Annotated in this window: 26 protein-coding genes; 12 read left to right on the top strand and 14 right to left on the bottom strand. The window is 64.3% G+C overall.

Features of this window, described 5'->3' with window-relative positions:
• Nucleotides 1-4 precede the first annotated feature (4 nt).
• From mnmG to FHW92_RS10670, 4 genes are read left to right on the top strand one after another with little or no spacing between them, the layout of a single operon-like run.
• Nucleotides 5-1849, top strand: coding sequence for a tRNA uridine-5-carboxymethylaminomethyl(34) synthesis enzyme MnmG (gene mnmG / locus FHW92_RS10685; RefSeq protein ID WP_168603235.1), 1845 nt, complete (start codon nucleotides 5-7; stop codon nucleotides 1847-1849).
• Between the two features lie 52 nt (nucleotides 1850-1901).
• The gene (rsmG, locus tag FHW92_RS10680; protein WP_246870060.1) at nucleotides 1902-2504 is read left to right on the top strand and encodes a 16S rRNA (guanine(527)-N(7))-methyltransferase RsmG; all 603 of its coding nucleotides are present in this window, start codon (nucleotides 1902-1904) and stop codon (nucleotides 2502-2504) included.
• The gene (locus FHW92_RS10675; RefSeq protein ID WP_168603233.1) at nucleotides 2501-3280 is read left to right on the top strand and encodes a ParA family protein; all 780 of its coding nucleotides are present in this window, start codon (nucleotides 2501-2503) and stop codon (nucleotides 3278-3280) included. The genes rsmG and FHW92_RS10675 overlap by 4 nt, the downstream gene beginning before the upstream one ends.
• Complete coding sequence (locus FHW92_RS10670; protein ID WP_168603232.1) at nucleotides 3277-4248, top strand: ParB/RepB/Spo0J family partition protein; 972 nt, start codon at nucleotides 3277-3279, stop codon at nucleotides 4246-4248. The genes FHW92_RS10675 and FHW92_RS10670 overlap by 4 nt, the downstream gene beginning before the upstream one ends.
• 33 nt (nucleotides 4249-4281) lie before the next feature.
• Here FHW92_RS10670 and FHW92_RS10665 read toward each other — a convergent pair whose 3' ends face one another.
• The gene (locus FHW92_RS10665) at nucleotides 4282-4770 is read right to left on the bottom strand and encodes a hypothetical protein (RefSeq protein ID WP_168603231.1); all 489 of its coding nucleotides are present in this window, start codon (nucleotides 4768-4770) and stop codon (nucleotides 4282-4284) included.
• Between the two features lie 118 nt (nucleotides 4771-4888).
• A complete protein-coding gene (locus FHW92_RS10660) occupies nucleotides 4889-5377 on the bottom strand; it encodes a GAF domain-containing protein (protein ID WP_168603566.1) in 489 nt (162 codons plus the stop codon).
• Between the two features lie 88 nt (nucleotides 5378-5465).
• Between FHW92_RS10660 and FHW92_RS10655 the strand changes: the two genes are divergently transcribed.
• The gene (locus FHW92_RS10655; protein WP_168603230.1) at nucleotides 5466-6947 is read left to right on the top strand and encodes a sorbosone dehydrogenase family protein; all 1482 of its coding nucleotides are present in this window, start codon (nucleotides 5466-5468) and stop codon (nucleotides 6945-6947) included.
• 256 nt (nucleotides 6948-7203) lie between these two features.
• Here the strand turns inward: FHW92_RS10655 and FHW92_RS10650 are convergent, their stop codons facing one another.
• Nucleotides 7204-8043, bottom strand: coding sequence for an ATP-binding protein (locus FHW92_RS10650; protein WP_168603229.1), 840 nt, complete (start codon nucleotides 8041-8043; stop codon nucleotides 7204-7206).
• Between the two features lie 53 nt (nucleotides 8044-8096).
• On the opposite strand from FHW92_RS10650, the gene FHW92_RS10645 reads away from it, so the two are divergent.
• Complete coding sequence (locus FHW92_RS10645) at nucleotides 8097-9047, top strand: L-threonylcarbamoyladenylate synthase (RefSeq protein WP_168603228.1); 951 nt, start codon at nucleotides 8097-8099, stop codon at nucleotides 9045-9047.
• A gap of 11 nt (nucleotides 9048-9058) precedes the next feature.
• Here FHW92_RS10645 and FHW92_RS10640 read toward each other — a convergent pair whose 3' ends face one another.
• The 5 genes from FHW92_RS10640 to FHW92_RS10620 form a co-directional block, all read right to left on the bottom strand.
• Nucleotides 9059-9793, bottom strand: coding sequence for a head GIN domain-containing protein (locus tag FHW92_RS10640; protein ID WP_168603227.1), 735 nt, complete (start codon nucleotides 9791-9793; stop codon nucleotides 9059-9061).
• A 128-nt stretch (nucleotides 9794-9921) separates the two neighbouring features.
• Nucleotides 9922-10455 (bottom strand): CarD family transcriptional regulator, encoded by a 534-nt coding sequence (locus FHW92_RS10635; RefSeq protein WP_168603226.1) that lies wholly within the window; start codon nucleotides 10453-10455, stop codon nucleotides 9922-9924.
• Nucleotides 10456-10802: 347 nt separating this feature from the next.
• Complete coding sequence (fdxA, locus tag FHW92_RS10630) at nucleotides 10803-11141, bottom strand: ferredoxin FdxA (protein WP_168603225.1); 339 nt, start codon at nucleotides 11139-11141, stop codon at nucleotides 10803-10805.
• Nucleotides 11138-11452: an RNA-binding S4 domain-containing protein gene (locus FHW92_RS10625; protein ID WP_168603224.1), complete on the bottom strand. Its 315-nt coding sequence runs from the start codon at nucleotides 11450-11452 to the stop codon at nucleotides 11138-11140. Before FHW92_RS10625 ends, fdxA begins: the two co-directional genes overlap by 4 nt.
• Nucleotides 11452-14055, bottom strand: coding sequence for a helicase-related protein (locus FHW92_RS10620; RefSeq protein ID WP_168603223.1), 2604 nt, complete (start codon nucleotides 14053-14055; stop codon nucleotides 11452-11454). The genes FHW92_RS10625 and FHW92_RS10620 overlap by 1 nt, the downstream gene beginning before the upstream one ends.
• A 152-nt stretch (nucleotides 14056-14207) precedes the next feature.
• Here FHW92_RS10620 and FHW92_RS10615 point away from each other — a divergent pair, with 152 nt between their 5' ends.
• From FHW92_RS10615 to FHW92_RS10605, 3 genes are all read left to right on the top strand, one after another.
• Entirely contained in the window at nucleotides 14208-15704 is a 1497-nt protein-coding gene (locus FHW92_RS10615; protein ID WP_168603222.1) for a M23 family metallopeptidase, read from the top strand.
• A gap of 87 nt (nucleotides 15705-15791) precedes the next feature.
• A complete protein-coding gene (locus tag FHW92_RS10610) occupies nucleotides 15792-16232 on the top strand; it encodes a group II truncated hemoglobin (RefSeq protein WP_292688126.1) in 441 nt (146 codons plus the stop codon).
• Nucleotides 16233-16847 (top strand): DUF1275 family protein, encoded by a 615-nt coding sequence (locus FHW92_RS10605; protein ID WP_168603220.1) that lies wholly within the window; start codon nucleotides 16233-16235, stop codon nucleotides 16845-16847.
• A gap of 13 nt (nucleotides 16848-16860) precedes the next feature.
• On the opposite strand, the gene FHW92_RS10600 is transcribed toward FHW92_RS10605, so the two are convergent.
• The 6 genes from FHW92_RS10600 to FHW92_RS10575 form a co-directional block, all read right to left on the bottom strand.
• Nucleotides 16861-17142, bottom strand: coding sequence for a DUF167 domain-containing protein (locus FHW92_RS10600; protein WP_168603219.1), 282 nt, complete (start codon nucleotides 17140-17142; stop codon nucleotides 16861-16863).
• Nucleotides 17129-17701 (bottom strand): gamma carbonic anhydrase family protein, encoded by a 573-nt coding sequence (locus FHW92_RS10595; RefSeq protein WP_168603218.1) that lies wholly within the window; start codon nucleotides 17699-17701, stop codon nucleotides 17129-17131. Before FHW92_RS10595 ends, FHW92_RS10600 begins: the two co-directional genes overlap by 14 nt.
• 9 nt (nucleotides 17702-17710) lie before the next feature.
• Nucleotides 17711-18250, bottom strand: coding sequence for a GNAT family N-acetyltransferase (locus FHW92_RS10590; RefSeq protein ID WP_168603217.1), 540 nt, complete (start codon nucleotides 18248-18250; stop codon nucleotides 17711-17713).
• A gap of 2 nt (nucleotides 18251-18252) precedes the next feature.
• Nucleotides 18253-19260 carry a porphobilinogen synthase gene (hemB, locus tag FHW92_RS10585; RefSeq protein WP_168603216.1) on the bottom strand — a complete coding sequence of 336 codons (1008 nt, stop codon included), beginning with the start codon at nucleotides 19258-19260 and terminating at the stop codon, nucleotides 18253-18255.
• 94 nt (nucleotides 19261-19354) lie between these two features.
• Nucleotides 19355-21760: an ATP-dependent Clp protease ATP-binding subunit ClpA gene (clpA, locus tag FHW92_RS10580; protein WP_246870059.1), complete on the bottom strand. Its 2406-nt coding sequence runs from the start codon at nucleotides 21758-21760 to the stop codon at nucleotides 19355-19357.
• A 148-nt stretch (nucleotides 21761-21908) separates the two neighbouring features.
• The gene (locus tag FHW92_RS10575; protein ID WP_168603215.1) at nucleotides 21909-22154 is read right to left on the bottom strand and encodes a DUF1192 domain-containing protein; all 246 of its coding nucleotides are present in this window, start codon (nucleotides 22152-22154) and stop codon (nucleotides 21909-21911) included.
• A gap of 94 nt (nucleotides 22155-22248) precedes the next feature.
• Between FHW92_RS10575 and FHW92_RS10570 the strand changes: the two genes are divergently transcribed.
• From FHW92_RS10570 to FHW92_RS10560, 3 genes are all read left to right on the top strand, one after another.
• A complete protein-coding gene (locus FHW92_RS10570) occupies nucleotides 22249-23253 on the top strand; it encodes an NAD(P)H-quinone oxidoreductase (protein WP_168603214.1) in 1005 nt (334 codons plus the stop codon).
• A 269-nt stretch (nucleotides 23254-23522) separates the two neighbouring features.
• A complete protein-coding gene (locus FHW92_RS10565) occupies nucleotides 23523-24173 on the top strand; it encodes a glutathione S-transferase family protein (RefSeq protein ID WP_168603565.1) in 651 nt (216 codons plus the stop codon).
• 158 nt (nucleotides 24174-24331) lie between these two features.
• Nucleotides 24332-25033 carry a DUF1013 domain-containing protein gene (locus tag FHW92_RS10560; RefSeq protein WP_168603213.1) on the top strand — a complete coding sequence of 234 codons (702 nt, stop codon included), beginning with the start codon at nucleotides 24332-24334 and terminating at the stop codon, nucleotides 25031-25033.
• The last annotated feature ends 238 nt before the right edge of the window (nucleotides 25034-25271 follow it).

Below are 25271 nucleotides of genomic sequence, written 5' to 3'. Positions count from 1 at the left end.
ACCCATGCAGAATTTCGACATCATCGTGGTCGGCGGCGGCCATGCCGGCGTAGAGGCCGCCGCCGTTACCGCCCGTATGGGCACACGTGTGGCGCTGGTCTCGTTCGACCTTTCGGCCATCGGCGCCATGAGTTGCAACCCGGCCATCGGCGGTCTGGGCAAGGGCCATCTGGTGCGCGAGGTCGACGCGTTCGACGGGCTGATGGGGCGCGCCGCGGATGCCGCCTCGATCCACTATCGCATGCTCAACCGCAGCAAGGGAAGCGCGGTGCAGGGACCCCGCATTCAGGCCGACCGCAAGCTGTTCAAGGCCGCGATCCAGCGGATGTTGCCCCAGCAAGGCGACTTGACTCAGGTGGCCGGAGAGGTCGCCGCACTGGTGCTGAAAGGTGGCCGAGTGGTGGGCGTGGATCTGGCCGATGGGCTTCGGCTGACGGCCTCGGCTGTGATTCTTTGCACCGGCACCTTCCTTGGCGCCACGCTGTTTCGCGGGGAAGAGCGGATGATCGGCGGGCGCATTGGCGAGGCCGCCGCGCATCGTCTGGCCGTCCAGATGCGTGAGGCGGAGCTGCCGATGGCGCGGCTCAAGACCGGCACACCGCCGCGTCTCGATGGGCGGACCATCGATTGGGTGCGGCTGGAAGAACAGCCGAGCGATGCCGAGCATTGGTGCATGTCGGCGCTCGAAACGCGGCGAGTGAACCCGCAACTGGCCTGCGCGATCACGCGGACCAACGCCGCCGTCCATGAAACGATCCAGGCTAACCTCCATCGCTCGCCGCTGTTCAGCGGGGCGATTGGTGCGAGGGGGCCGCGCTATTGCCCCAGCATTGAGGACAAGATCCACCGCTTTGCCGACCGCGAGGGCCATCAGATCTTCCTCGAACCCGAGGGCCTCTCGACCCATCTGGTCTATCCCAACGGCATTTCGACCAGCCTGCCCGCCGATGTGCAATTGACCATGCTGCGCCACATGGAAGGGCTGGAGCAGGTCGAGATGGTGGTGCCGGGTTATGCGGTCGAGTATGACCATATCGACCCGCGCGCCCTGCGCAGCTCGCTGGAGCTGCGGGCGATCCCGGGCCTCTATTGCGCGGGCCAGATCAATGGCACGACCGGCTATGAAGAGGCGGCGGCGCAAGGCTTGATCGCCGGGATGAATGCGGCGGCCAAGGTGTTGGGGCGAGAGGCTCCGCCGATCGACCGGTCCAATTCCTATCTGGCGGTGATGGTTGATGACCTGACGCTCCACGGCGTGACCGAGCCATACCGGATGCTAACGGCGCGGGCGGAATACCGCCTGCGCTTGCGGGCCAACAATGCCACCTCGCGCCTGACTCCTCTGGCGGCGGCGGTGGGGTGCCTTGGCGCCGAACGTTCCGCGTGGTTTGCCCGGCGGCTGGAGGACAAGGCGGCGCTGGAAGGCGCGCTGGAGCAGGGCGTGACGGCGCAGGATCTGGCCACGGTGGGTATCACTGCCAAGGCCGATGCGGGGCGTTTGCCCCTGCGCGAATGGTTGCGCTTTGATGGCATCTCCATCGACCGTCTGGCCCCATGGCTGGGCGAAGCGTTGGACGTGGACGCGACGCTGATCGAGGAAGTGGCCGAGGACGCTTTCTATGCCCCCTATCTGGCGCGGCAGGAGAGGGAGCTGTCCGACCTGCGCTCGAACGAGCATCTGCTTTTGGCTGAGGACTTTCCCTATGGCCAGATCGCCGGTCTTTCGAGCGAGATGGTGGAACGCCTGACGCGGGCGCGTCCGGAAAATCTGGCGGCGGCGGGGCGCGTGGCGGGGGTGACTCCGGCGGCTCTGGCGGCGCTGTTGGTGCATGCAAGGAAGCTGGCCTGATATGATTGCTAATGAGGAACAGGCCCGTGACTGGTTGGCTGCGCGCTGGGAAATGACGCCCGAGGCGATGGAGCGGCTGGAGAAGTTGCTCGCGATGTTGGCCGAGGAAAATGAGCGTCAGAACCTTGTGGCCGCCGCGACGATCCCGACGGTGTGGCAGCGGCATATCGTCGATTCCGCGCAATTGCTCGCGCATGTTCCACGTGAAACATGGAATGGGACCAAGGGGCCATGGCTTGATCTTGGCACCGGCGCAGGCTTTCCGGGGCTGGTGATTGCGGCGATGCGGCCGGGGCATGAAGTGCTGATGGTGGAATCACGCGCGCGCCGAGTCGAATGGCTCAATCGCGTGATTGAGGAACTGGCGCTGCCCAAGGCGAAGGTCTTGGGCCAGCGGCTGGAGATGGTGGAGACGCGCACCGTTGCGGTGATTTCTGCCCGCGCCTTTGCACCGCTCGACAAGCTTCTGAAAATCTCCGCACGCTTTTCCACAAGGGACACGCTCTGGCTGTTGCCGAAGGGGCGGTCGGCAGGGCAAGAGTTAGAAGCACTCAAAGCATCGGTGCGCGAAGGGTTCCACGTGGAACAATCGCTGACCGATGAGGACGCCGGGCTGATTGTCGGCCATCTCAATCCCAAGGGAGTGAAGCTGTGATCCGCATTGCCATTGCCAATCAGAAAGGCGGCGTGGGCAAGACCACATCCGCGATCAATCTGGCCACAGCCTTTGCCGCGGCGGGTTGGCGCACGCTGCTGATTGATCTTGATCCGCAGGGGAATGCTTCGACCGGGGTTGGCGTGCCGGCATCGGCGCGCGAATATTCGACCTATGATCTGCTGTTGGGTGAGGCGACGCTGGCCGAATGCGCGATGGAAACCAGCATTCCGGGCCTGCATTTGTTGGCCGCGACGGTTGATCTGTCGGGGGCTGAGGTCGAGCTGGTCTCGGTCGATGGGCGCACCGACAAGCTGCGCAAGGGGCTGGCACGTGGATCGGAGCGCTATGATATCTGCTTCATCGACTGCCCGCCCTCGCTGGGCCTGCTCACGCTCAATGCGCTGAGCGCGGCCGATACGGTGCTGGTGCCGCTGCAGTGCGAATTCTTTGCACTCGAAGGCTTGAGCCAGTTGCTGCAGACGGTCGAGCGGGTGCAGCAGCGTTTCAACGCTGATCTTGGCATCATTGGCATCGCGCTGACCATGTTCGACCGCCGCAACCGCCTGACCGATCAGGTCTCGGATGATGTGCGCTCGTGCCTGGGCAAGCTGGTGTTCGACACCGAGATCCCTCGCAACGTCCGCCTGTCCGAGGCGCCCAGCCACGGTCTGCCCGCGCTGATCTATGACCAGCATTGCAGCGGCAGCCGCGCCTATCTGGCGCTGGCCCGCGAATTGATTTCACGTTTGCCTGAAAACAGGAAAGCCGCATGACCGACGAAACCTCGACCCAGAACCCGCTTTCCGCCGCGCTGGCCGGGCCCGCCGCGCCGCGCCGCAAGGCTGCGCTGGGGCGGGGGCTTCAGGCTTTGCTGGGCGAGACGCGGCGCGAGGAGCCGGTGGCTTCGAGCGGTGGCGGAAACGGCCCGGTGATGGTGGAGAGCGGTCTGGCCTCCTTGCTGGTGTCCAGCATCGAGCCCGACCCCGATCAGCCGCGCCGTCAGTTCGATGATGCGGCGCTGGATGAACTGGCCGCCTCGATTGCTGCACGTGGCGTGCTGCAGCCGGTGATCGTCGTGCCGCTGGGCGACGGTCATTATCGGCTGGTGGCGGGCGAACGCCGCTGGCGCGCGGCGCAGCGGGCGAAGGTGCATGAAATCCCCGCATTGGTGCGCAAGCTGACGCAGCGCGAGGTGATGGCGATTGCGCTCATTGAAAACCTTCAGCGCGAAGACCTGAACCCGATCGAAGAAGCGCGCGCCTATCAGCGTCTGGCCGAGAGCGAGAGCATGACGCAGGCCGAGATCGCCAAGATGGTCGACAAGAGCCGCAGCCATGTCGCTAATATCCAGCGCTTGCTGGCCTTGCCCGATCCGGTGACCAAGATGGTCGAGGCGGGAGAATTGTCGATGGGCCATGCCCGCGCGCTGATCGGTGTTGAAGATGCGGAAGGCTTGGCGCAGCAGGCGGCGGCCAAGGGCCTGTCGGTGCGCGAGGTGGAGCAGATGGTGCGCCGCCAGTCGGGCCGCGAAACCGCCGCGCCGCGCCGCGCCCGCAATGAATTCAAATCCGCCGAATCCGCCGACATTCAGGCGATGCAGGCGCATCTGGAGGAATTCCTCGGCCTGTCGGTCAAGATCAACGTGGATGCCGATCCGCGTTCGGGTGCGGTGACGATCCGCTATCGCACGCTCGATCAGCTCGATCTGATCTGTCAGCGTCTGACGGGCGAGGGGATCTAAAAAGAGGGGGCCGCAAAGCCCCCTTTTTTAATGTCAGATCGGGATGCGCTTGTCGCGAACGACCTTGTGCCGGATCACTCGGCGTTGGATCACCCGCTTTTCGATCACCTGCGGCGGGCAATCGGCTTTCACGTTTTCCATCACGCTGATGGGGATCGAATAGCCATAGGTGGGGTGAGGCGCGCCGCCGCCTTGATAATAGGCCCACCAGTCCTGACACGCGCCCGAAGATTGCGAGACATCGGCGCCGGGCACGGCGTTCAATCGCCGCTCGCACTCGGCCAGCCAGGGGCCCCGCTGCATCCCGCCCGGCTGCAGACCGGCGGCGGGCGGGGGTGCATAGGCGGTGGAAACCGGCGCGCCGACAGCGGGCGCGGTCTGGCTGTAACTGGCCCCGGCCAGTGAGGGCGCGGGCAGGGGCATGGCCGAAACCTGGCCCGATGAAGTCTGGGCCATGGCGGGGAAGGCGATGAAACCGGCCGAAACGAAACCGGCGGCAATCAGCAGGGCGCGGATGGACATGGGCTTGGCACCTTCATGACGGGAACGCGGCGCGCGCCTCGTTCATAAAGGTTAATATCAGAAACAATCCCTGCGCCCAAGTGAAAGCTTAAATGCCTATATCCGGTAATTTACGAGGTTAACCGGAGATGGCCCTGGTTATGGCCCCCGCCAGAGCTTCAATCCCCGCCGCATCCTCATCATCGAAGCGCGCAGGAGTCGGGCTGTCGAGGTCGATCACCGCCACCACGCGCCCATCGACCACCACCGGCACCACCAGTTCCGAGGCGCTGGCCCCGTCGCAGGCGATATGACCGGGAAAGGCATGGACATCGGGCACCAGTTGGGTCGCGCCGGTTACCGCTGCGGTCCCGCACACGCCACGGCCAAAGGGGATGCGGATACAGGCCGGTTTGCCCACAAAAGGCCCCAGCACCAATTCGTCGCCGATGGCGCGATAGAACCCGGCCCAGTTGAGATCGGGCAGGAACTGCCAGATCAGCGCCGCCACATTGGCCATATTGGCCACACTATCGCTCTCGTCGCTGGTGATTGCCAGCGCGGCTTCGCGCAGGTCGCGGTAGATTTCGGATTTGGGCGCGTCGGCCTGGGGGGAAAAGTCGAACATGGCGCCGATGTAATACGCCCAATCGCCCCCGCCAAGGGCTACCATTCCGGGCTTGTGGGCCACGCGGCAAATCCCTATCTCATCGCGCATGAGCCCTACTTTGCGCAAATCGCTTATCGCCCTTGGTGCCGTCATTCTGGTTGGCGGGGGAGGCTTTGCCTATCTGTCGCACGGCAATGTCTCGCATTTGCCGATCAAGCAGATGGAAGGCAGCAAGCCCAAGCTGGTCGATCCCGAGCCGGAGACCTTCCCCACGGTGGGGCTGGTCAAATCGGTGGGCTGGGCCGCCAATGAGGCGCCCACCGCCGCACAGGGGCTGAGCGTCACCCGCTTCGCCACCGGCTTGCAGCATCCGCGCACGATCATCACGCTGCCCAATGGCGATGTGCTGGTGGCCGAGACCGGCGCGCCCAAGGACAATGGGCCGGGCGGAATCACCGGATTTTTGCAGAACATCTTCATGGGCTTTGTCGGCGCGGGCGATCCCAGCCCGAATCGTATCGTCCTGCTGCGCGACAGCAAGGGCACCGGGGTTGCCGACCAGCGCTTTGTCCTGCGCGAGGGGCTCTCCTCGCCCTCGGGCATGGCCTATGGCGACGGCAAGCTCTACATTGCCAATCATGACGCGGTGCTGGCCTTCGACTATCAGCCCGGCGCGACCAGCCTGACCGGGGCGCCCAAAAAGCTGATGGATCTGCCGCCTGCGGGCAATCACTGGATGCGCAATCTGGTGCTCAGCCCCGACGGCAAGCATCTCTATGTCGCCATCGGTTCGGCCTCGAACATCGGCGAACGCGGCCCCAAGGCCGAGGAAGGCCGCGCCGCGATCTATGAAATCGACATCGCCAGCGGCCATGCCCGCCGCTATGCGATGGGTCTGCGCAATGCCAACGGCATGGCGTGGAACCCCTCGACGCAAGAACTCTGGACGGTGGTGAACGAGCGCGATCAGCTCGGCCCCGATCTGGTGCCCGACTATCTGACCAATGTGCCGGTGGGCTCGCATTATGGCTGGCCTTGGTTCTATTGGGGCAAGAATGAGGACAATCGCGTCTATCAGAACACGCCCGAATTCCAGATGCCCGAATTCCTGATCGATTATGTCCGCAAGCCCGAATATGCGCTGGGGCCGCATGTGGCCGCGCTTGGGCTGGCCTTTGTGAAGGGCGGCGAGAAAATGGGCGCGCATTATGCCAATGGCGCCTTCATCGCGCGCCATGGCTCGTGGAACCGCAAGCCTGCCGCTGGCTATGACGTTGTTTTTGTTCGCTTTGATGCCAATGGCAATCCTCAGGGCCTGCCCGAAAAGGTGCTGACCGGATTCCTCAAGCCGGATGGCGAAACCCATGGGCGGCCCACCTGGCTGAGCTTTGCCCAGGACGGCGCGTTGCTGGTCTCGGACGACACCGCCGGGATCATCTGGCGCGTGGTGGCGCCGGGCGCCGCGCCCGCTGCCGAGATCAAGCCGGTCGTGGTCAAGCATCTGCCACCGCAGAAGGACCTCAATGGCGATCCGGAAATCCAGTATCGCTTGAAGTTCAAGGACGATCAGAAGGTGCAGGAGAATTGAACGTTTAGGTTTTTGGGGGTTTTATGCCTCCGGCGGGCAAAGGGACTAGTCCCTTTGCAATCCCATTACTGGGGTGGCGCTTGGATGGCCAATGTGGGGTGATGAGATAAAAGCCTGCGGCGCTAATAAGGGGCGCCGCAGGCTTTCAATTTTCAGACGGTGCGTCCGACACCAAACGCCGAACCATGGCGCGACATAGACAGTAACGGGAGCGCGAGGGACGAGTCCCTCGCATCTAAACTTCCCTTAAACCCCCTTAAACCCTCATCCCGGCCCGCCCGGCCAGCTCATGCACATAATGCCATGCGATCCGCCCGGACCGGCTGCCGCGCCGCTTGGACCATTCCAGCGCATCGCCCACTTCAAAGCTCAGCCCCAACTCCTGCGCATAGCCGGAAATAATCGCGAGATAATCGTCCTGCGAGCAGGCGTGGAAGCCGATGGAGAGGCCGAAGCGGTCGGCCAGCGCCAGCTTGTCGTCGACCACATCGCGCGGGTTGATGGGATCGTCCTGTTCGCCCAGAGAGCGCCCGACGATGGCGCGGCGGTTTGATGTGACGGCAAGGCGGACATTGGCCGGGCGCGCCTCGACCCCGCCTTCGAGCCATGAGCGCAGTGCGCGCGGGCCGGAGAGGTCGCCTTCCTCAAAGCCGAGGTCGTCAATGAAGGTGAGGAATTGCCGTTCCACGCGCCCCAGCATGGCAAACAGCGCCGAGAGCGAGGAGAGCGCATCGGGGGCCACCTGAACCAGCGCGATGGCGCCGGGGTGGGCCTGCGCGGCGTTCAGCACGCTGGCGCGCACCAGCGCCGATTTGCCCATGCCGCGCGATCCCCACAGCAGCATGTCATGCGAGGCATGGCCTGCCGCCAGCCTTGCGACATTGCGGGCAACCGCTTCTTTCTGCTGCTCAATGCCCTGAAGCAGGCGCAATGCGGGGGCGTCCAGCCGATCCACCCCGCGCGCGGTCCGCCCATCCCAGACATAGGCGGGATGGGCCAGCCATTCGGCGGGTGCCGGGGCGGGGGGAGCCAAATGCGCGCCCAGTCGCTCCAGAGCATCGGCAATACGGGCCAGCGGATCGCCCTGATCGGCCATAAATTCGTTCCTTATGCTTGGCTTTGCTGCTCTTGCGCTATAGCGGGAGAGCTATGGCTGACAATGATCTTCCCCGTATCGTGACCACCACGCCTGATGATCTGGCGCTGGCGGCGCGCGTCTTGCGCGACGGGGCGATTGTCGCGGTGCCCACCGAGACGGTTTACGGACTGGCCGCGCGGGCGGACAGTGTCGATGCCGTGGCCGCGATTTATCGGGCGAAAGGGCGGCCGGATTTCAACCCCTTGATTGTGCATGTGCCCGATCTTGCCGGAGCTGAGGCGCTGGCGGTGCTCGATGACCGCGCGCGGGCGCTGGCGGCGGCTTTCTGGCCGGGGCCGTTGACGATGGTTTTGCCGCGCCGGGGCGATGCGCCTTTGGCGGCTGCGGTGACGGCGGGCCTGCCCACGGTGGCGATTCGCTGTCCGGCGCATCCGGTGATGCAGGCGATTTTGCGCGAATCCGGCCTGCCGCTGGCGGCGCCCTCGGCCAATCGCAGCGGCGGGGTCAGCCCGACCACGGCGGGTCATGTCGCGGCCTCGCTGGACGGGCGGGTGCCGGTGATCGTTGATGGCGGGGCGTGCAAGGCGGGGATTGAATCGACGATTGTTGCCCTGCGCGCCGATGGCGGATGGCAGGTGCTGCGCCCCGGCCCGATCACTTCGGCGGATCTGGCCGCGGTGCTGGGGCAGGGCGAGGCGCATGAGGATCGCGGCATCGAGGCGCCGGGGCAAATGACCAGCCATTATGCGCCGGGCAAGCCGGTGCGCCTGAATGCCGCTGAGAAGGCCGCTGACGAGTTTTACATCAGTTTTGGGAAGGAGGAGGGCGATAGCGTACTTTCGCGCTCAGGCGACCTTGCTGAGGCCGCAGCGCGGCTTTACGCGGCGCTGCATGAGGCGGCCCATGCGCCGCAGCCCAAAGTTGCCATTGCGCCCGTCCCGGATGAAGGCATCGGCGCGGCGATCAACGATCGCCTGCGCCGCGCCGCTGCGCCGATCTGAACCGTGCCGGTTCAGGGTTCGCACACCAATTTGCCCGAACCCATCGCGCTGACCTCGCATTTGGCGCGGCCTTTTACATGCACCGATCCCGAACCCATCATCGAGGCTTTCACTGTCCCGTCCGAGGCGAATTGCGTGTCGCCTGAACCAAGGATCGAAATATCGGCCTTATCGGCCTTCAGGGGCCCCATTTCGGCGCTGCCGCTGCCCGCGATATTGACCTTCAGATCGGCGGTATGGCCCGCCCCGCGATAGGTGCCCGAACCGCCGATCGAGATTTCCAGCTTTTCGCCTTCCACCTTGGGGGTTTCGATATCGCCCGAACCCACGATGTTGATGGCCGCCTCGCGCGCCAGATCGGCGCTGGTGATCTTGCCCGATCCGGTCATGGTCAGCGATTTGGGCGCGGGCATGGTCACCAGCACCGAAACCGCATCGCCGGTGTTCCAGCCTTTCCTGTCGCGCAAAATCCCCAGCGTGCCGTCCTTCAGCGTAAAGCGCAGGTGCGAAGCCTGATCGGGCGCGCCATCCACCTTGATGGCCAGTTTTTCGCCCGGTTCGATCTTCACCGCATCGGGGCCCAGCACCACCACGCTGTCGGGCGCCGGGCCGGACAGGTCGAGTTCGGCCAGCGGTTTGCCCGCGCCATGCAGCGAAACCTCGCCATCATGGCATCCCGACAGCATGGCGGTCATGCCGATGGCGATCATCGGGGCAAAGGCGGATGTGATCTTGCGAAAGTCCATGGGGCTGCTCCCTGACATATTGCGTGTTGGTGTTGTAATACACCACACACCCAAAGGGAAGCCCCAAAGAAAAAGGGGCCGCCCCGACGGGCAGCCCCTCTTTGCAAACCCATACGGGCCCCGGCCGATCAGACGGCGGCGGCGGCCTCGTAATATTTGGGCGCATACTCATTAAGGATCGCGAGGATCTTCTTCAGAGCAGCCGGTTCGTCGGTCTTTTCCATCGCGGCCAGTTCGCGCGCGAGGCGGCTGGAGGCGGCTTCAAAGATCTGGCGCTCCGAATAGGACTGCTCGGGCTGATCGTCGGCGCGGAACAGGTCGCGGGTCACTTCGGCGATCGATACCAGATCACCCGAATTGATCTTCGCTTCATATTCCTGGGCGCGGCGCGACCACATGGTGCGCTTGACCTTGGGCTTGCCCTTGAGCGTGTCCATCGCCTCGCGCAGGGTCTTGTCCGAGGACAGCTTGCGCATGCCGATGGCTTCGACCTTGTTAACCGGAACGCGCAGCGTCATGCGTTCTTTTTCAAACCGCAACACATACAGTTCAAGCTTCATCCCCGCGATCTCCTGCTCAAGCAGTTCGATCACCCGGCCAACGCCGTGCTTGGGGTATACGACGTAATCTCCGACATCGAAGGCGTGCGCCTTGGCGGTCATCTATCGTCCTTTCACTCGGCCCGGTGCAGCATGGAGAGGATCACGGCGGATATTGCGCATGCCCGTGCAAAAGTGATGAGCTTTTGCTGCGGTATGATGCGAAACATCAACCGAGTGCTGCAACGACGCCTTTCATGGTCAGGGGGTTCGACCCGGTTCTTTGCGATGACGACAGGCCAGACATAGGGACAGCCTGTCGCGACTGTCCTATTATATAGCACGCCTGTAACAAAATTGCCAGAGGCCAGCGGTGCGTTTATCGCAACCCCAGCCTCTGGCAGCAAAATTTTATCGTTCGGGCACCCGAAAATGCCTTCCGGGGGTGATTCGCCCCCCGGTAGATTCTCTTAGTCGCCTTCGCCCGGCGCTTCAGAGAAGAACTTTTCGAACTTGCCGTCCACGCCCTTGAATTCGTCGGCGTCCTCGGGCGAATCCTTCTTGGTGGTGATGTTGGGCCATTCGGCGCTGAACTTGGTGTTCAGCTCCAGCCACTGCTCCAGCCCGCTTTCGGTGTCGGGCAGAATGGCTTCGGCCGGGCATTCCGGTTCGCAAACGCCGCAATCGATGCATTCGCTCGGATTGATCACCAGCATGTTTTCGCCTTCGTAAAAGGCGTCAACCGGGCAGACTTCCACGCAATCCATGTATTTGCAGCGGATGCAGGCGTCGGTAACGACATAGGTCATGGCTGCAAATCCCCTTTCAATGAAGAACAAACTTTCCCCGCTGCTAGTGGGGAAGGGGCGGTCTCGTCAAGCGCCTCATAACAGCTTTGTGCCTCATTTGGCGGTCCGCGCCGGTTTGGCATGGCGATCAACCGGATGATCCGCACCCCCGAAGGCACCGGCAGCACCAGCACATCGCCCACCGCGACCGAGGCCGAACAGCGTTCGATGCGCGTGCCGTTGCGGCGGATATGGCCCGCCTCGACCCATTCCTGCGCCGCGCCCCGGGTTTTGACCAGCCGCAGAAACCAGAGGAGCTTGTCGATCCGCATCAGGCCACCAGCGAGGCCAGAGCGGCAAAGGGGCTGTCGACGTCCATCGCGGCCTGCTGACGGGTGGATGCCTCGGTCTCACGCCGCGGAGGATGCCAGCGCCAGACCAGCGGGGCGGGCGGGCCATGGATTTCAGGCGGCAGCACGCGCGGCATGATCGGGCGAAATCCGCCCAGCCGCAGCAGATGGGCATAGGCCCGCGTCGAGAGGCCGATCTTCACCGCCTCGCCCGGATCGAGCGAGAAGGCCGTCTTGCCTCCTTTTCCGCTCGCCGCCTTGCGCCGCGCATGGGCCTCGCGCAGCAGCCGGTCGGCCCGGTCGATGCGCAGCGCCTCCTGGCCCAAGCGGCGATAGAAGCGCGGCACAGGCTTGTCGCTCAGCTTGACCACCGGGGTCATCGGCTGGGCGATGATGCCCTTTGCGCCCACCGCCGATTGCCATAATTGCAGCGGCGCGGCCTTGACCATCGCGGGGTGAAACACATCGAGCGGCCCGATCCGCACCCCCAGCCTGCGCAGCACATCGCGCTGGGGCGGAGAAAGCTTTTCCACCCCCGAGGCGGCGCGATCAACCATCCCGCCCCCCTCAATCATGCGGATGAGCAGCGCGCGCAGATCCGATCCGCTGTCGGGATCAAGGCTGGCCGCCTCCATTGCCGCCAGCGGGGCCAGCGGTTTCCACCGCCGCGCCAGCCATTGCCCCAGCGCCGCGATCAGATCGGCGCGCAAGGGCGCGGCAAGCCGGTCGAGCAAAGGCACAGCCGTCAGCGTAGGGGTGAGCAGCGCCCGCCCCCGCGCGATCCGGGCAAGAGGATGGCCATGCCAGACGATGCTCTCGCCTTGCATCTCCACATCGGCCTCGCCCGCATTCAGCGCCGCGATCAATTCGCCCGCGCGCCGGGCCAGCAGGTCGGGCAAATGCTTCTCCGCCGCCGCCTGAAGCAGCCGCGCATCCTCATGCCGCGCCGAAGGATCGACGCGAAAGGCAAAGCCGCTCAGCGTGCCGATCTTCTCGCCCTCGACCAGCACATCATCGCCCTCCATCGCGACCGACAGCAGGCCTGCGTCCGGCCCCAGCTTGCGCATCAGAACGGTGGTGCGCCGGTTGACGAAACGCTCGGTCAGGCGGGCGTGCAGGGCATCGGACAGGCGCGATTCCACCTCGCGCGCGCGGGCCGCCATTTCATCGCGCGCCAGCACCCAATCGGGCCGCTGGCAGATATAGGACCACGAACGCACCGCCGCGATCCGGCCCTGCAACGTGTCGATATCGCCCTGCGTGTTGTCGAGCTGGGCAATGGCGCGCGGCGCGGTGTCGGCGCCCAGCGGCCCGTGGCGCAATTCCTCCCACAGGCGGGCGACGAAACGGGCGTGGGTTTCGGCTCCCTGCTGGCGAAAATCGGGCAGCGAGCAGGCTTCCCAGAAACGGCGCACCATACCGGTGCCGCGCACGCCGGGGGCAATATCGGGGTCCTCGGCAAGGCGCTTGAGCACGGCCAGATCGATAGCTTGGGGCGCTGCGATCAGTTCGGCCTTGGCCGGGGGCCGTTCGAGCGAACCGATCAGCCGCGCCACCGAATCAAAGCTGAGATCGGATTCGCGCCAGAACAGGCGGGTCAGCGGGGCGAAACGATGTTCCTCGATCGCATAGATTTCCTCATCGGAAAATTCCGCGTCATGGCCCCCGGTTCCGGCCAGCGTGCCAAAGGTCCCATCGCGCTGATGCCGCCCGGCGCGCCCGGCGATCTGCGCCATTTCGGTGGGCAGCAGGCGGCGCTGGCGCACCCCGTCATATTTCGACAGCCCGGCGAAAGCCACATGGGTGATATCAAGGTTCAACCCCATGCCGATGGCATCGGTGGCCACCAGATAATCGACCTCGCCCGATTGATAGAGTTCGACTTGACGGTTGCGGGTTTCGGGGGAAAGCGCGCCCATCACCACCGCCGCCCCGCCGCGAAACCGGCGTAGCATTTCGGCCACGGCATAGACCTGCTCGGCGCTGAACGCGACGATGGCGCTGCGCGGCGGCACGCGCGACAGTTTCTTTGCGCCCGAGTGGCTGAGCGTGGAAAAGCGCGGGCGGCTGACGATCTCGGCCTCGGGTACGAGAGACTTGACCAGCGGCTCCATCACCGAGGAGCCGAGCAGCATCGTCTCATCGCGCCCACGCGCATGCAGAAGGCGGTCAGTGAAAATATGCCCGCGATCCCGATCACCGCAGAGTTGAATTTCGTCGATGGCGACAAAGGACAGGTCGGTGAAGCGGGTATTCGCGCCCTTTTTGGGCCCGCCGCGCACCGGCCCCCTTACCGGCATCGCCTCAACCGTACACAGCAGCCAGCGCGCATTCGGCGGCTCGATCCTCTCCTCGCCGGTGATCAGCGCGACATGCTCCGCGCCTTTGATCGCGCAGACCTTTTCATAGACCTCACGCGCCAGCAGCCGCAGCGGAAAGCCGATGGCGCCGGAGGAATGGGCGCAGAGCCGCTCGATGGCCAGATGGGTCTTGCCGGTGTTGGTGGGGCCAAGCACGGCCTTTACCCGGCCATCGTGGGATTGTTGCGGGCGAAACGAAGCGCGCAGGTTGGGGGTGTGAACCATTACCCCCTGAATGTGGCAAAGCAGACCCGGCCCTGCAAGGGGCGCTTTGTCGCATTCGGGGGCCAATGGACCAAAAGGCCACAGGTTTAGCGATGACTTAACCATCATGAGGCAGGGAGGGAGGTGTAGAAATCTCCTTTGCAAAGGCCATCATGGCAAGCCGCGCTTTTTCCACCCCTGTCGTCTTGCCGCCGGCTCTGGCCGCACGGATGCAGCGTGCCTTGCGCGGTTTCGACTTTGCCACCGACCTCGCCGAGGACATCGGCACGGCGCGCTGGTATCGCGGGCTGGGGTTGATGCTGGGCGGGATCGGGCTGGCGGTTGCGCTATGGCCGGGCATCGGCGGCGGCCCTGCGATCCAGTCGCAGCCGATGGACGCCGTCGCGCGCCAGGAATGGCGCAGTCAGACCGTCCAGCCCCTGCTTTATGGCGGCGACACCGGCAGCAGGATGGGGCCGACCGCACGGCTCGTTCCACTGGCGCAGGCGCCCGAGCGGCCCAGTCTCGATCTCTCGGTGATGCTGGCGCAGGAGGACGGCGTCGAGGCGATGCTCACCCGCGCCGGGGTTTCGGCGGCCGACAATGGCGAGGTGCGCAGCGCACTGGCCTCCGCCGTAGTACTGGAGGATATCGCGCCGGGCACGCGCTTTGCCCTGCATCTGGGGCAGGCCGCAGGCGCAGGGGCGGCGCGCCCGCTCGAAAGCCTCTCCCTGCGCGCGCGTTTCGATCTCGACCTGACGCTGACCCGTTCTGCGGCAGGGAGCTTTGCGGTGACGCGCCATGTTCTGCCGGTCGATTCAACGCCTTTGCGCATTCGCGGTGTGGCCGGGGCCAGTGTCTATCGCGCCGCGCGCGCGGCAGGCGCGCCGATGAAGGCGATCCAGCAATTCCTGGCCGCCATCGACGCTCATCTCAGCCTGGATGAGGTTCATCAGGGCGATGTCTTCGACATGGTGGTCGATTACAAACGCGCGCCCGATGGTAAGGTCGAGGTGGGCGATCTGCAATATGCCGCCATCGAATCGGGCGGCCATATGGCCAAGCAATTGCTGCGCTGGGGCAAGGGCCGCGATGCGCAATTCTATGACGCCTCCGACATGGCCGAACAACGCGCGACGCAGGCGCTGGTGATGCCGGTCGCGGGCGCGCGGATCAGTTCGGGCTTTGGCCTGCGGCTGCATCCGATCCTGGGCTTTGCGCGGATGCATTCCGGCACCGATCTGGCCGCGCCATGGGGCGCCCCGGTCTATGCGGTGGCCGATGCGCTGGTCAATTTCGTCGGGCCGCATGGCGGGCATGGCAATTACATCCGGCTGGACCATGGCGGGGCGGTCTCCACCGGCTATGGCCATCTTTCCCGCTTTGCCGTGTCGCCGGGCATGAGGGTGCGCGCGGGGCAGGTGATCGGCTATGTCGGCTCGACGGGCCTGTCGACGGGCGCGCATCTGCATTATGAAGTGTTTCGCGGCGGGGCGCCGGTCGACCCGATGTCGGTGGGCTTTACCGTGCGCGCCGGGGTGGATCGGGCCGAGCTAGCCGCGTTTCGCGCGCGTCTGGCGGCGGTGCTTCACGTGAAACCTTCGGCGGGGCTGGGGCCGGTCGGGGCGCAAATGGCTATGCGTGCGCCTGCATCGGCCATGCCCTATTGATTGGTGTCCCCTATTGATTGGTGTCAAAGCCTGCTAGGCTGGCCCATGGCAGCGGGTTGCATTATCTGTTGCATAAGGATGGGCCCCGTGAGTGATGAAACCGACCAGATCGAAGGCGAACAGGTGGCCCGCAAGACGCCCTATGAGCGGCTGGGCGGGCGCGAGGTGATCGCGGCCATCACCAACCGTTTCTATGATCTGATGGAGGCTGATCCGGCCTATGCCGAGTTGCGCGCAATGCATGCCGCCGATCTGGGGCCGATGCGCGAAAGTCTGGCCGGGTTTCTGACCGGATGGTCGGGCGGGCCGCGCGACTGGTTCGCCTCGGGCAAATGCATGATGAGCATGCATCGCGGATTGCCGATTGCGCGCGAAACCGCCGATCAATGGGCCGCCGCCATGCGCCGCGCGATTGCCGATGTGGCCCCGGAGGATAAGGTGATGGCGGACGCCATGGCGGGCGTGCTGGAGGAGATCGCCGGTTCGATGGTGCCGGTTGGGGTTCCCGTTGAGGCGTCAGCGGACTGAATGCACAGGCTCGACCGCTCCCGACGCAGCCTTGCCATTGCGCTTTCGGCGCTGGCGGGCTTTGTCGATGCCAGCGGTTTTGTCGCCAATGGCGGCTATTTCATCTCCTTCATGTCGGGCAATTCGACGCGCATGGCGGTCAATCTGGCCAGCGATATGCGCCGCGCTTTGGTGCCGGCGGGGCTGATCCTGGGCTTTGTGCTGGGCGTGGCGCTGGGCACGGCGGTGGCGGCGCGTTCGGGGCCGTGGCGCAAGGTGGCGGTACTGGGCATGGTCTGCGCCTTGCTGGCGGTGGGCGCGCTGACGCATGGCACGGTGATTGCCCAGGGGGCGCTGGTGCTGGCGATGGGGGCCTTGAACGCCACGTTTCAGCGTGAGGGCGAGGGGAGCCTTGCGCTGACTTACGTGACTGGAGCGTTGGTGAAAGCGGGCCAAGCGCTGGGCGGGCAGAAGGTGCCGGGCGCGGGGGCCGGGCTGGCGCTATGGCTGGGTCTGGTGCTGGGCGGTGTGGGCGGTGCGGCGATGGGGCTGCATCATCCAGAGGCGGGGCTGTGGCTGGGGGCGGCATGGGCGGCCGTCGCCACATTGGCCGCCGTCAGCATCACGCGGCCCTAGGCCGCAGGCCGCATCACGCGGCAATAGAGAGCAGTTTTTCCCGCGAAGTCGCCCCGCGCAGCAGCGTCACCCGGCTCGATCCGATGCCCAATGCCTGCGCCACCAGTTCGATCACCGCTTCGGTCGCCTTGCCGTCCTCAGGCTTGGCGCGGACCTTGACCAGCAACCGGCCCTCGACAATCTCGACCCCCTCGCTGCGGGCGCCGGGCGTCACCTTGACCGCCAGCCTGCCCTCGCCATCGACCAGCGCGCGGATGGCCTCGGGCGCAGGCAGGGCGAGTTTAGGCCGCGCCATGCAGCAGCATATCGTCCAGCGCCGCCTTATGATCGCGACCGTTGCGGACATAGGCGGCCACGCCGCGCTGCATGTCGGCCAGTTGGGCATCGTCCAGTTCGCGCGCATAGCGGGCCGGTTGGCCGATCCACATCTGACGGCTGGGGATGCGCTTGCCGGGGCTGAGCAGCCCGCCTGCGGCCAGCATCGCATCCTCTTCGACCACACAGCCATCCATGACGATCGCGCCCAGCCCGACGAAAGACCGGTCCATCAGCGTGCAGCCATGCACCATCGCCATATGGCCGATCAGCACATCCTCGCCGATGACGGTGGGGAAACCATCGTGCATTCCCGGTTTGGGGCTGTCGCAATGGACCACGCTGCCGTCCTGGATATTGCTGCGCGCGCCGATGCGAATCGAATTGGCATCACCGCGAATCACGCAATTGTACCAGATGCTGACGTCCGGCCCGATTTCGACATTGCCGATAATCCTGCAACCTGGTGCAATAAAAGCACTTTCATGGATGCGGGGCCAGATGCCCTTGAACGGGGCGATGGTAACGTCTGAACGCATGGTGTCCTCTCAGCTCTTCGGCCGTGCAATGCGATAGAGAACATGGGGACGCAAGCGATCAGTTTCCAGAAGGGCGGGGTGATCGAAATCTTCATCCGGCGCATGGGCCATGCCGATCCGCATCATCAGTGCCTGGCTTTTGGCATTTTCGCGCGTGGTGATGGCAACAATCGTGGCCATATTGCGATGCGTCCATGCCCAGTCCAGCACCGCGCGGGCGCTTTCCGTGCCATAGCCCTGGCCCCATGCCGTGCGGGCCAGACGCCAGCCAATCTCATATTCCGACAACGGGGGGCGCGGCGGACAAAATCCGCACATGCCAAGGAACTGCCCATCCCCGCGCCGCTCCATCGCCCAGAACGTGTGGCCATGCTGCGCCTGCATGGCCATCATCCGGTCGATCATCGCATCGCTGCTCTCGCGGTCCAGCGAAGCCAGATAGCGCATCACCTCGGCGTCCTGCGCCATCATCCAGGCGGCGTCGCGGTCGCGATCCTCCCATGGGCGCAGGATCAGCCTGTCGGTGATGATGGGCAGAGCGTCAGACAATTTCAGGCATTCAGCAGGCGCGCGGCATGCAGCGCATGATAGGTCAGCACCCCGCTGCATCCCGCCCGCTTAAACGCCAGCAAGGTTTCCAGCACCATCGTGTCGCGATCCGCCGCGCCCGCAGCCACGGCGGCCTCGATCATCGCATATTCGCCGCTCACCTGATAGGCGAAGACCGGCACGCCGAATTGCTGCTTCACGCGGATGGCGATGTCCAGATAGGGCAGGCCGGGCTTGACCATCACGCTGTCCGCGCCCTCGGCCAGATCGACGGCGACCTCGCGCAGCGCTTCCTCGGCATTGGCCGGGTCCATCTGGTAGGTCTTCTTGTTGCCTTTCAGCAGCCCGCGACTGCCCACCGCATCGCGGAAGGGGCCATAGAAGGCGCTGGCATATTTGGCGGCATAGGACATGATCTGGACGTTGTGGTGGCTTTCGGCCTCCAGCGCCTGCCGAATCGTGCCGATGCGGCCGTCCATCATGTCCGAAGGGGCGATGATATCCGCGCCCGCCGCCGCCTGATTGAGCGACTGGCCCACGAGTACCTCAACCGTGGCGTCATTGAGCACATAGCCCGCATCGTCGATCAGCCCGTCCTGACCATGGCTGGTATAGGGATCGAGCGCGACATCGGTGAGCACGCCGATATCATCGCCGCAGGCGTCCTTGATCGCCCGGATTGCGCGACACATCAGATTGTCGGGGTTCAGCGCCTCGGCGCCATCCTCGCTGCGGCGCTCGGGCTGGGTGTTGGGGAAGAGGGCGAGTACGGGGATGCCCTGTGCCACGGCCTCTTTGGCCCGCGCGACGATGCCATCCACGCTCCAGCGCGAGACGCCGGGCAGCGAGGGGATCGGTTCCTCAACGCCCGCCCCTTCGGTGACGAACAGGGGCCAGATCATATCGGCAGGGGTCAGGATGTTTTCGCGGTGAAGCGCGCGCGACCAGCCGGTGGCTCGGGTGCGGCGCAGGCGAAGCGCCGGAAAGGGCGCGGGGATGGTCTGGGTCATGGGCGCAGGGTCTAAACCCCTTGCGGCTTTACGAAAAGGGAGAATTGAAGGGCGGGACGTTTTGCCCCACCCTTCAATCCTTTGATTTATCGACTTATTCGCTCTCGCCCTCATTCTCGCCGCCGTTTTCGGACGGCTCGGATGCGGCGCTGGACTTCTTCTTGCCCTTGGGCGTCTTTTTCGCGTCCAGCTTGGGCGCGGCCGGCACGAGCAGGAAGGTCAGCTCGCTCCTGCCATCCTCGCCTTCCTTGACCGTGACATTGACCTCGCCGCCATGGGCCAGCTTGCCGAACAACAGTTCCTCGGCCAGCGGTTGCTTGACCTTGTCCTGAATGAGGCGCGACATCGGCCGCGCGCCATAGAGCCGGTCATAGCCGCGATCACCCAGCCATTCGCGCGCTGCCGCATCGAACTGGATATGCACGTTCTGATCGGCCAGCTGCAGTTCGAGCTGGAGGATGAACTTGTCCACCACGCGGCTGACCACTTCCTTGCCCAGATAGGCAAAGGGCACGATCGCATCCAGACGGTTGCGGAATTCGGGGGTGAAGAGGTTCTTGACCGCTTCCTCGCCCGCATCCGCCTTGGAGATGTCGCCAAAGCCGATGCCGCTGCGCGCCATGTCGGACGCGCCCGCATTGGTGGTCATGATCAGGATCACGTTACGGAAATCGACCGTCTTGCCGTGGTGATCGGTCAGGCGGCCATTGTCCATCACCTGAAGCAGGATGTTGAACAGATCCGGATGGGCCTTTTCGATTTCGTCGAGCAGCAGCACGCAATGCGGTTGCTGGTCAATGGCATCGGTGAGCAGACCGCCCTGATCAAAGCCGACATAGCCCGGAGGGGCACCGATCAGGCGCGAGACCGAATGACGCTCCATATATTCCGACATGTCGAAACGCTGGAGCGGGATGCCCATGATTTCCGACAGACGCTTGGCCACCTCAGTCTTGCCGACGCCCGTGGGGCCGGAGAACAGGAAACAGCCGATCGGCTTGTCCGGATCGCGCAGGCCCGCCCGGCTCAGCTTCATGGCCGAGGAGAGCACTTCGATGGCCTTGTCCTGACCAAACACCTGACGCTTGAGGTCGCGTTCCAGATGGCCCAGCACCGCGCGGTCGTCCTTGCTGACCGACTTGGGCGGGATGCGCGCCATCGTGGCGATCACGGCCTCGATCTCGCGCTCGGTGATGGTCTTCTTGCGCTTGGAGGGCGGCACCAGCATCTGCATCGCGCCCACTTCGTCGATCACGTCGATCGCCTTGTCGGGCAGCTTGCGGTCGTTGATGTAGCGCGCGGACAGTTCCACCGCCGACTTGATCGCGCCCGGCGTGTATTTCACCTTATGGTGATCTTCAAACGCGGTGCGCAGACCTTTCAGGATCTTGATCGTGTCCTCGATGCTCGGTTCGTTCACATCGATCTTCTGGAACCGGCGCAGCAGGGCGCGGTCCTTTTCGAAGTGATTGCGGAATTCCTTGTAGGTCGTCGAACCGATGCAGCGGATCGAACCGCCCGAGAGCGCGGGCTTCAGGAGGTTGGACGCATCCATCGCCCCGCCGCTGGTCGCGCCGGCGCCGATGACGGTGTGGATCTCGTCGATGAAGAGGATCGCGTGCGGCATCTTTTCGAGTTCCGAAACGACCTGCTTCAACCGCTCTTCAAAATCGCCGCGATAGCGCGTGCCCGCCAGCAGCGAGCCCATGTCGAGCGAATAGATCACCGCATTGGCCAACACTTCGGGCACTTCGCCCTCGACGATCTTGCGCGCAAGACCCTCGGCAATCGCGGTTTTGCCCACGCCGGGGTCGCCAACATAAAGCGGGTTGTTCTTCGACCGGCGGCACAGGATCTGGATGGTGCGGTCCACCTCGGGCCCGCGCCCGATCAGCGGATCGACCTTGCCGCCCAGCGCCTTTTCATTGAGGTTGACGCAGAACTGGTCAAGCGCGGAATCCTTCTTGTTGGCGCTGCCCGCCGACTTGGTTTCCTGCTTTTCTTCCTGACGCGGTTCTTCGGCCTCGGCGCCCTTGGGGCTCTTGTCCTCGATCTTCTTGCCGCCCTTGCCGATGCCGTGGCTGATAAAGCTGACGGCATCCAGACGGCTCATGTCCTGCTGCTGCAGGAAATAGACCGCATAGGAATCGCGTTCGGAAAACAGCGCGACCAGCACATTGGCGCCGGTGACTGTATCCTTGCCGCTGGATTGAACATGCAGGATGGCGCGCTGGATCACGCGCTGGAAACCGGCGGTGGGGGCCGGATCGCCCTTTTCCTTGGTTTTCAGGCTCTGGTATTCCTGATCCAGATATTGCTTCACCGCCTCGGCCAGATCGCCCAGATCCACACCGCAGGCGATCATCACCTGCGACGCATCGGGATCGTCGATCAACGCCAGCAGGAGATGCTCCAGCGTTGCATATTCATGGCTGCGCTCCGACGCCTGGCTGAGTGCCGCGTGGAGGGTCTTTTCGAGACTTTGGGCGAAACTGGGCATTGATCGCGCTTTCGCTACTAAGAGGGCAGGGGGCTGGAGGGAAGGGATGGGCGAGCAAGCCGGGATGATACCTCGGCAGGATATGCGACAACAGGTGTGATAAAGCCCATATGGCGATCCCCTGCACAATTACGAGGGGGCGCGCGCATCAGCTTGTCGCACCCGATGAGGACGGGGCCGATGGGGCGGATGTCCGAAACAGCGCCTCGGCGGCAAGGCGGTTGGCGGCGCTGCGGGCCTTGTGTGCACGAACCCGCGCGATCTCGGCTTCCAGCAGAGCCACGCGCGTATCCAGTTCGTCAATCGAATAAGGCTCAAGGCTCTCCAAAGAGAGGGAGGCCGCAGCGTCCTTGCGACCGCTTGCCAAAGCATGGGGGCGATCTTCATCTTCCATTGGCAACAGCATCGGACTGCTTTCGCTTGCTGTCAACAGGGCGTGAGGCTAGGGATTACAGTTAAATAGTGTATTACAGCATCGCGGGGCAATCATGGGGTCTGTGCTTCCCGAATTTATGAAGGCGGTGACATTCGATTCTCCGGGGCCGGCGCAGGTCCTGAAAGTGTCGGATCTGGCGGTGCCGATGCCCGGCGCGGGTCAGGTTTTGATCAAGGTGGCCGCTGCCGGGGTCAACCGGCCCGATGTGATTCAACGTCTTGGCCAATATCCCGCGCCCAAGGGGCATTCCCCGATTCTGGGGCTGGAAATCGCGGGCGAGGTGGTGGCGCTTGGGGCGGGCGCCGATCCCGCATTGCTGGGCCAGAATGTCTGCGCGCTGGTCAATGGCGGGGGATACGCACAATACTGTATTGCCGAGGCGGGCATATGCCTGCCCGTGCCCGATGGTCTCTCGATGGTCGAGGCGGCCGCGATTCCCGAGACGCTGTTTACCGTGTGGCACAATGTGTTCGAACGCGGCTGGGCCAGTGAGGGCGAACGCGTGCTGGTCCATGGCGGCACCAGCGGGATCGGCACGATGGCGATTACACTGGGTAAGGCCTTCGGGCTGGAGATGATCGTCACCTGCGGCAGCGACGAGAAATGCGAACGCGCGATCGAACTGGGCGCGGCCCATGCGATCAATTACCGCAGCCATGATTTCGTCGAAGAGGTCAAGCGCATCAGCCGTGGCGAAGGCGTGCATCTGGTGCTGGACATGGTGGCGGGCGATTATGTGGCGCGCAATCTGAAATGCCTGGCCGATGACGGGCGCCATGTCACCATCGCGGTTCAGGGCGGGGCCAAGGCCGAGGTGCCGATGTGGCAGGTCATGGCGCGGCGCCTGACGCTGACGGGATCGACGCTGCGGGCGCGCTCCAACGCTTTCAAGGTGCTGCTGGCGCAGGAAATCGCCGCCAATGTCTGGCCGCTGGTCGATGAGGGCGAGGTCCGCCCCGTCATGGCGCGCACCTATCCGCTCGAACAGGCGGCACAGGCTCATGCGCAGATGGAATCGGGCGATCTGGTCGGCAAGATTGTGCTGGAGGTGATATGAGCTATCCGTTGCTGCGTCTGAGCGATGACCGGGCATGGGTGGAAATCCGCAAGGGACGCGGCGCGGTCACCTGGAACGACATGGAGCGCGTCTTTGAAGGCGCCGCCAGGGCCGGGCAGGAATGGCGCGGCGATGAGGGCGGCAAGCTCTCCGGGCGCTGCTGCATCTCGTCCTCGCATGTCGATTCCACGCTCAGCCTGCCCTATGCCGTGCATGGTCAGGACGGGGTGAATGTCGGTCAGGCCGTTGAACTGGCCTTTCCCGATGACATGATCTGGAAAGCCTCGCTGCATGGACAGGCTTTCGTCCTGCATGAGGACCCGATTTCGGCCAATTGCTACAAGATCCGGCTGACGGCGGCCTTGCTGGGCCTGCCTCTGTCGCGGCGGGCTTATGATATCCGCAAGGGCGAGACGCGGACGTCCGAGTTTCTGGCGCGGGTCAATGCCAATGGCCGCATCCCGGTGCTGGAAATCGCCGGGGCCAGCGGCATCCGCTTTTTGCCCGAAAGCAATGCGGCCTGCTGGTATCTGGCCAGCGGTTCGCGCCTGATCCCCACCGACCGTTTTGCGCAGGCCGACATGCTGCGCTGGATGTTCTTTGAACAATATAACCACGAACCCAATGTCGCTACCCTGCGCTTCTGGCTGGCCTACCTGGGCGAGGAAAACCTGAGCGAGGCGCAAAAGGGGCAATTGGATGCCAAGCGCAGCGCGGGCGAGGCGGCGCTGCGGCTGATGGACGAACATCTGGCGGTGCATGACTGGTTTGTCGGTAATGGCATCACGCTGGCCGATATCGCGCTCTTTGCCTATACCCACGTGGCCGGGGAAGGCGGCTTCGTTCTGGATGATTTTCCCGCCATCCAGCGCTGGATTGGCCGGATTGAGGCCCTGCCGGGCTTTGTGCCGCTGAATTAACGGCGCAAATCCGCGCGATTTTGCGGCAAAACGCTTGCCCAGAATCAATCCCGCGCTTATGGGGAAAAGGTTAGGCCGCTCCGTGAAGGGGCGGCCCTTCTATTTTGTGCCCGGTTTTGGCGGGTTTTTCCCGCCTCAAACACGCTCGGAGATGACCCGTGACCCAGCCCACCCCGCTGATGCCGCATGCAACGGCCTCGTGGCTTGTCGACAATACCGCGCTCACGTTTGAGCAGATCGCAGACTTCTGCGGACTGCACATTCTCGAAGTGCAGGCCATGGCCGACGATCTGACCAGCGCCAAGTATATGGGCCGCGATCCGCTGCGCGCGGGCGAACTGACCGCCATCGAAATCGAACGCGGCCAGAACGACCCCAACTATCGCCTCAAGATGTTCAAGGCGCCCGTCACCGTCAGCCGCACCAAGGGCCCGCGCTATACGCCGGTGTCCAAGCGTCAGGACAAGCCCGACGGCATCGCCTGGATCCTGCGCAACCACCCCGAAGTGTCGGATGCCCAGATCAGCAAGCTGATCGGCACCACCCGCACGACCATCGCCGCGATCCGCGACCGCAGCCACTGGAACATCGGCAACATCACCGCCAAGGATCCTGTGACGCTGGGCCTGTGCTCGCAGCGCGAACTGGACGCGATGGTGGCCAAGGCCGCCAAGGGCCGCAGCGCCGAGGATGACGAGGCCGACGTCCAGCGTCTGGGCAGCGACCGCGACGCGCTGATCGAAGAACTGCGCGCCGCCCGCGAGGCTCAGGCCAAGGCCGCCAGCGAAGCCGCCCAGGAAGCCGAAGCCGCCGCATGGCTCGCTGCCAAGCGCGCTGCGGAGGCCGAAGGGCGCGAATAAGCGCTTCGGTTTCTCGGTATGGAAAAGGGGGCTGCCTTCGGGTGGCCCTTTTTTTGGTTTTGCAGGGGGTTAAGATGCCTCCGGCGGGCAAAGGGCGGGGGCCCTTTGCAATCCCGTTAATGGGGTTGCGCTTTGGTTCGTAAGCGGGTGGGTGGGGCTTCGGTTGTAAAGCCTGCGGCGCGGCAAGCTCATCTCTATCCGCGCCGCAGGCTTTAAACTTCAAACGCTGCGTCCGACA

The sequence above is a fragment of the Novosphingobium sp. SG707 genome (genome assembly GCF_012275515.1).
Classification (GTDB): Bacteria; Pseudomonadota; Alphaproteobacteria; order Sphingomonadales; family Sphingomonadaceae; genus Novosphingobium.
The sequence above is the reverse complement of the archived record's forward strand: the minus strand, read 5'-3'. Positions and strand labels throughout refer to the sequence as shown.

What these genes read in the sequence shown, in the direction of transcription:
- mnmG (WP_168603235.1), top strand. Translation starts at nt 5, where the DNA reads ATGCAGAATTTCGACATCATCGTGGTCGGCGGCGGCCATGCCGGCGTA.
- rsmG (WP_246870060.1), top strand. Translation starts at nt 1,902, where the DNA reads ATGACGCCCGAGGCGATGGAGCGGCTGGAGAAGTTGCTCGCGATGTTG.
- FHW92_RS10670 (WP_168603232.1), top strand. Translation starts at nt 3,277, where the DNA reads ATGACCGACGAAACCTCGACCCAGAACCCGCTTTCCGCCGCGCTGGCC.
- FHW92_RS10665 (WP_168603231.1), bottom strand. Translation starts at nt 4,770, where the DNA reads ATGTCCATCCGCGCCCTGCTGATTGCCGCCGGTTTCGTTTCGGCCGGT.
- FHW92_RS10660 (WP_168603566.1), bottom strand. Translation starts at nt 5,377, where the DNA reads ATGTTCGACTTTTCCCCCCAGGCCGACGCGCCCAAATCCGAAATCTAC.
- FHW92_RS10655 (WP_168603230.1), top strand. Translation starts at nt 5,466, where the DNA reads ATGAGCCCTACTTTGCGCAAATCGCTTATCGCCCTTGGTGCCGTCATT.
- FHW92_RS10650 (WP_168603229.1), bottom strand. Translation starts at nt 8,043, where the DNA reads ATGGCCGATCAGGGCGATCCGCTGGCCCGTATTGCCGATGCTCTGGAG.
- FHW92_RS10645 (WP_168603228.1), top strand. Translation starts at nt 8,097, where the DNA reads ATGGCTGACAATGATCTTCCCCGTATCGTGACCACCACGCCTGATGAT.
- FHW92_RS10640 (WP_168603227.1), bottom strand. Translation starts at nt 9,793, where the DNA reads ATGGACTTTCGCAAGATCACATCCGCCTTTGCCCCGATGATCGCCATC.
- FHW92_RS10635 (WP_168603226.1), bottom strand. Translation starts at nt 10,455, where the DNA reads ATGACCGCCAAGGCGCACGCCTTCGATGTCGGAGATTACGTCGTATAC.
- fdxA (WP_168603225.1), bottom strand. Translation starts at nt 11,141, where the DNA reads ATGACCTATGTCGTTACCGACGCCTGCATCCGCTGCAAATACATGGAT.
- FHW92_RS10625 (WP_168603224.1), bottom strand. Translation starts at nt 11,452, where the DNA reads ATGCGGATCGACAAGCTCCTCTGGTTTCTGCGGCTGGTCAAAACCCGG.
- FHW92_RS10620 (WP_168603223.1), bottom strand. Translation starts at nt 14,055, where the DNA reads ATGGTTCACACCCCCAACCTGCGCGCTTCGTTTCGCCCGCAACAATCC.
- FHW92_RS10615 (WP_168603222.1), top strand. Translation starts at nt 14,208, where the DNA reads ATGGCAAGCCGCGCTTTTTCCACCCCTGTCGTCTTGCCGCCGGCTCTG.
- FHW92_RS10605 (WP_168603220.1), top strand. Translation starts at nt 16,233, where the DNA reads ATGCACAGGCTCGACCGCTCCCGACGCAGCCTTGCCATTGCGCTTTCG.
- FHW92_RS10600 (WP_168603219.1), bottom strand. Translation starts at nt 17,142, where the DNA reads ATGGCGCGGCCTAAACTCGCCCTGCCTGCGCCCGAGGCCATCCGCGCG.
- FHW92_RS10595 (WP_168603218.1), bottom strand. Translation starts at nt 17,701, where the DNA reads ATGCGTTCAGACGTTACCATCGCCCCGTTCAAGGGCATCTGGCCCCGC.
- hemB (WP_168603216.1), bottom strand. Translation starts at nt 19,260, where the DNA reads ATGACCCAGACCATCCCCGCGCCCTTTCCGGCGCTTCGCCTGCGCCGC.
- clpA (WP_246870059.1), bottom strand. Translation starts at nt 21,760, where the DNA reads ATGCCCAGTTTCGCCCAAAGTCTCGAAAAGACCCTCCACGCGGCACTC.
- FHW92_RS10575 (WP_168603215.1), bottom strand. Translation starts at nt 22,154, where the DNA reads ATGGAAGATGAAGATCGCCCCCATGCTTTGGCAAGCGGTCGCAAGGAC.
- FHW92_RS10570 (WP_168603214.1), top strand. Translation starts at nt 22,249, where the DNA reads ATGGGGTCTGTGCTTCCCGAATTTATGAAGGCGGTGACATTCGATTCT.
- FHW92_RS10565 (WP_168603565.1), top strand. Translation starts at nt 23,523, where the DNA reads ATGATCTGGAAAGCCTCGCTGCATGGACAGGCTTTCGTCCTGCATGAG.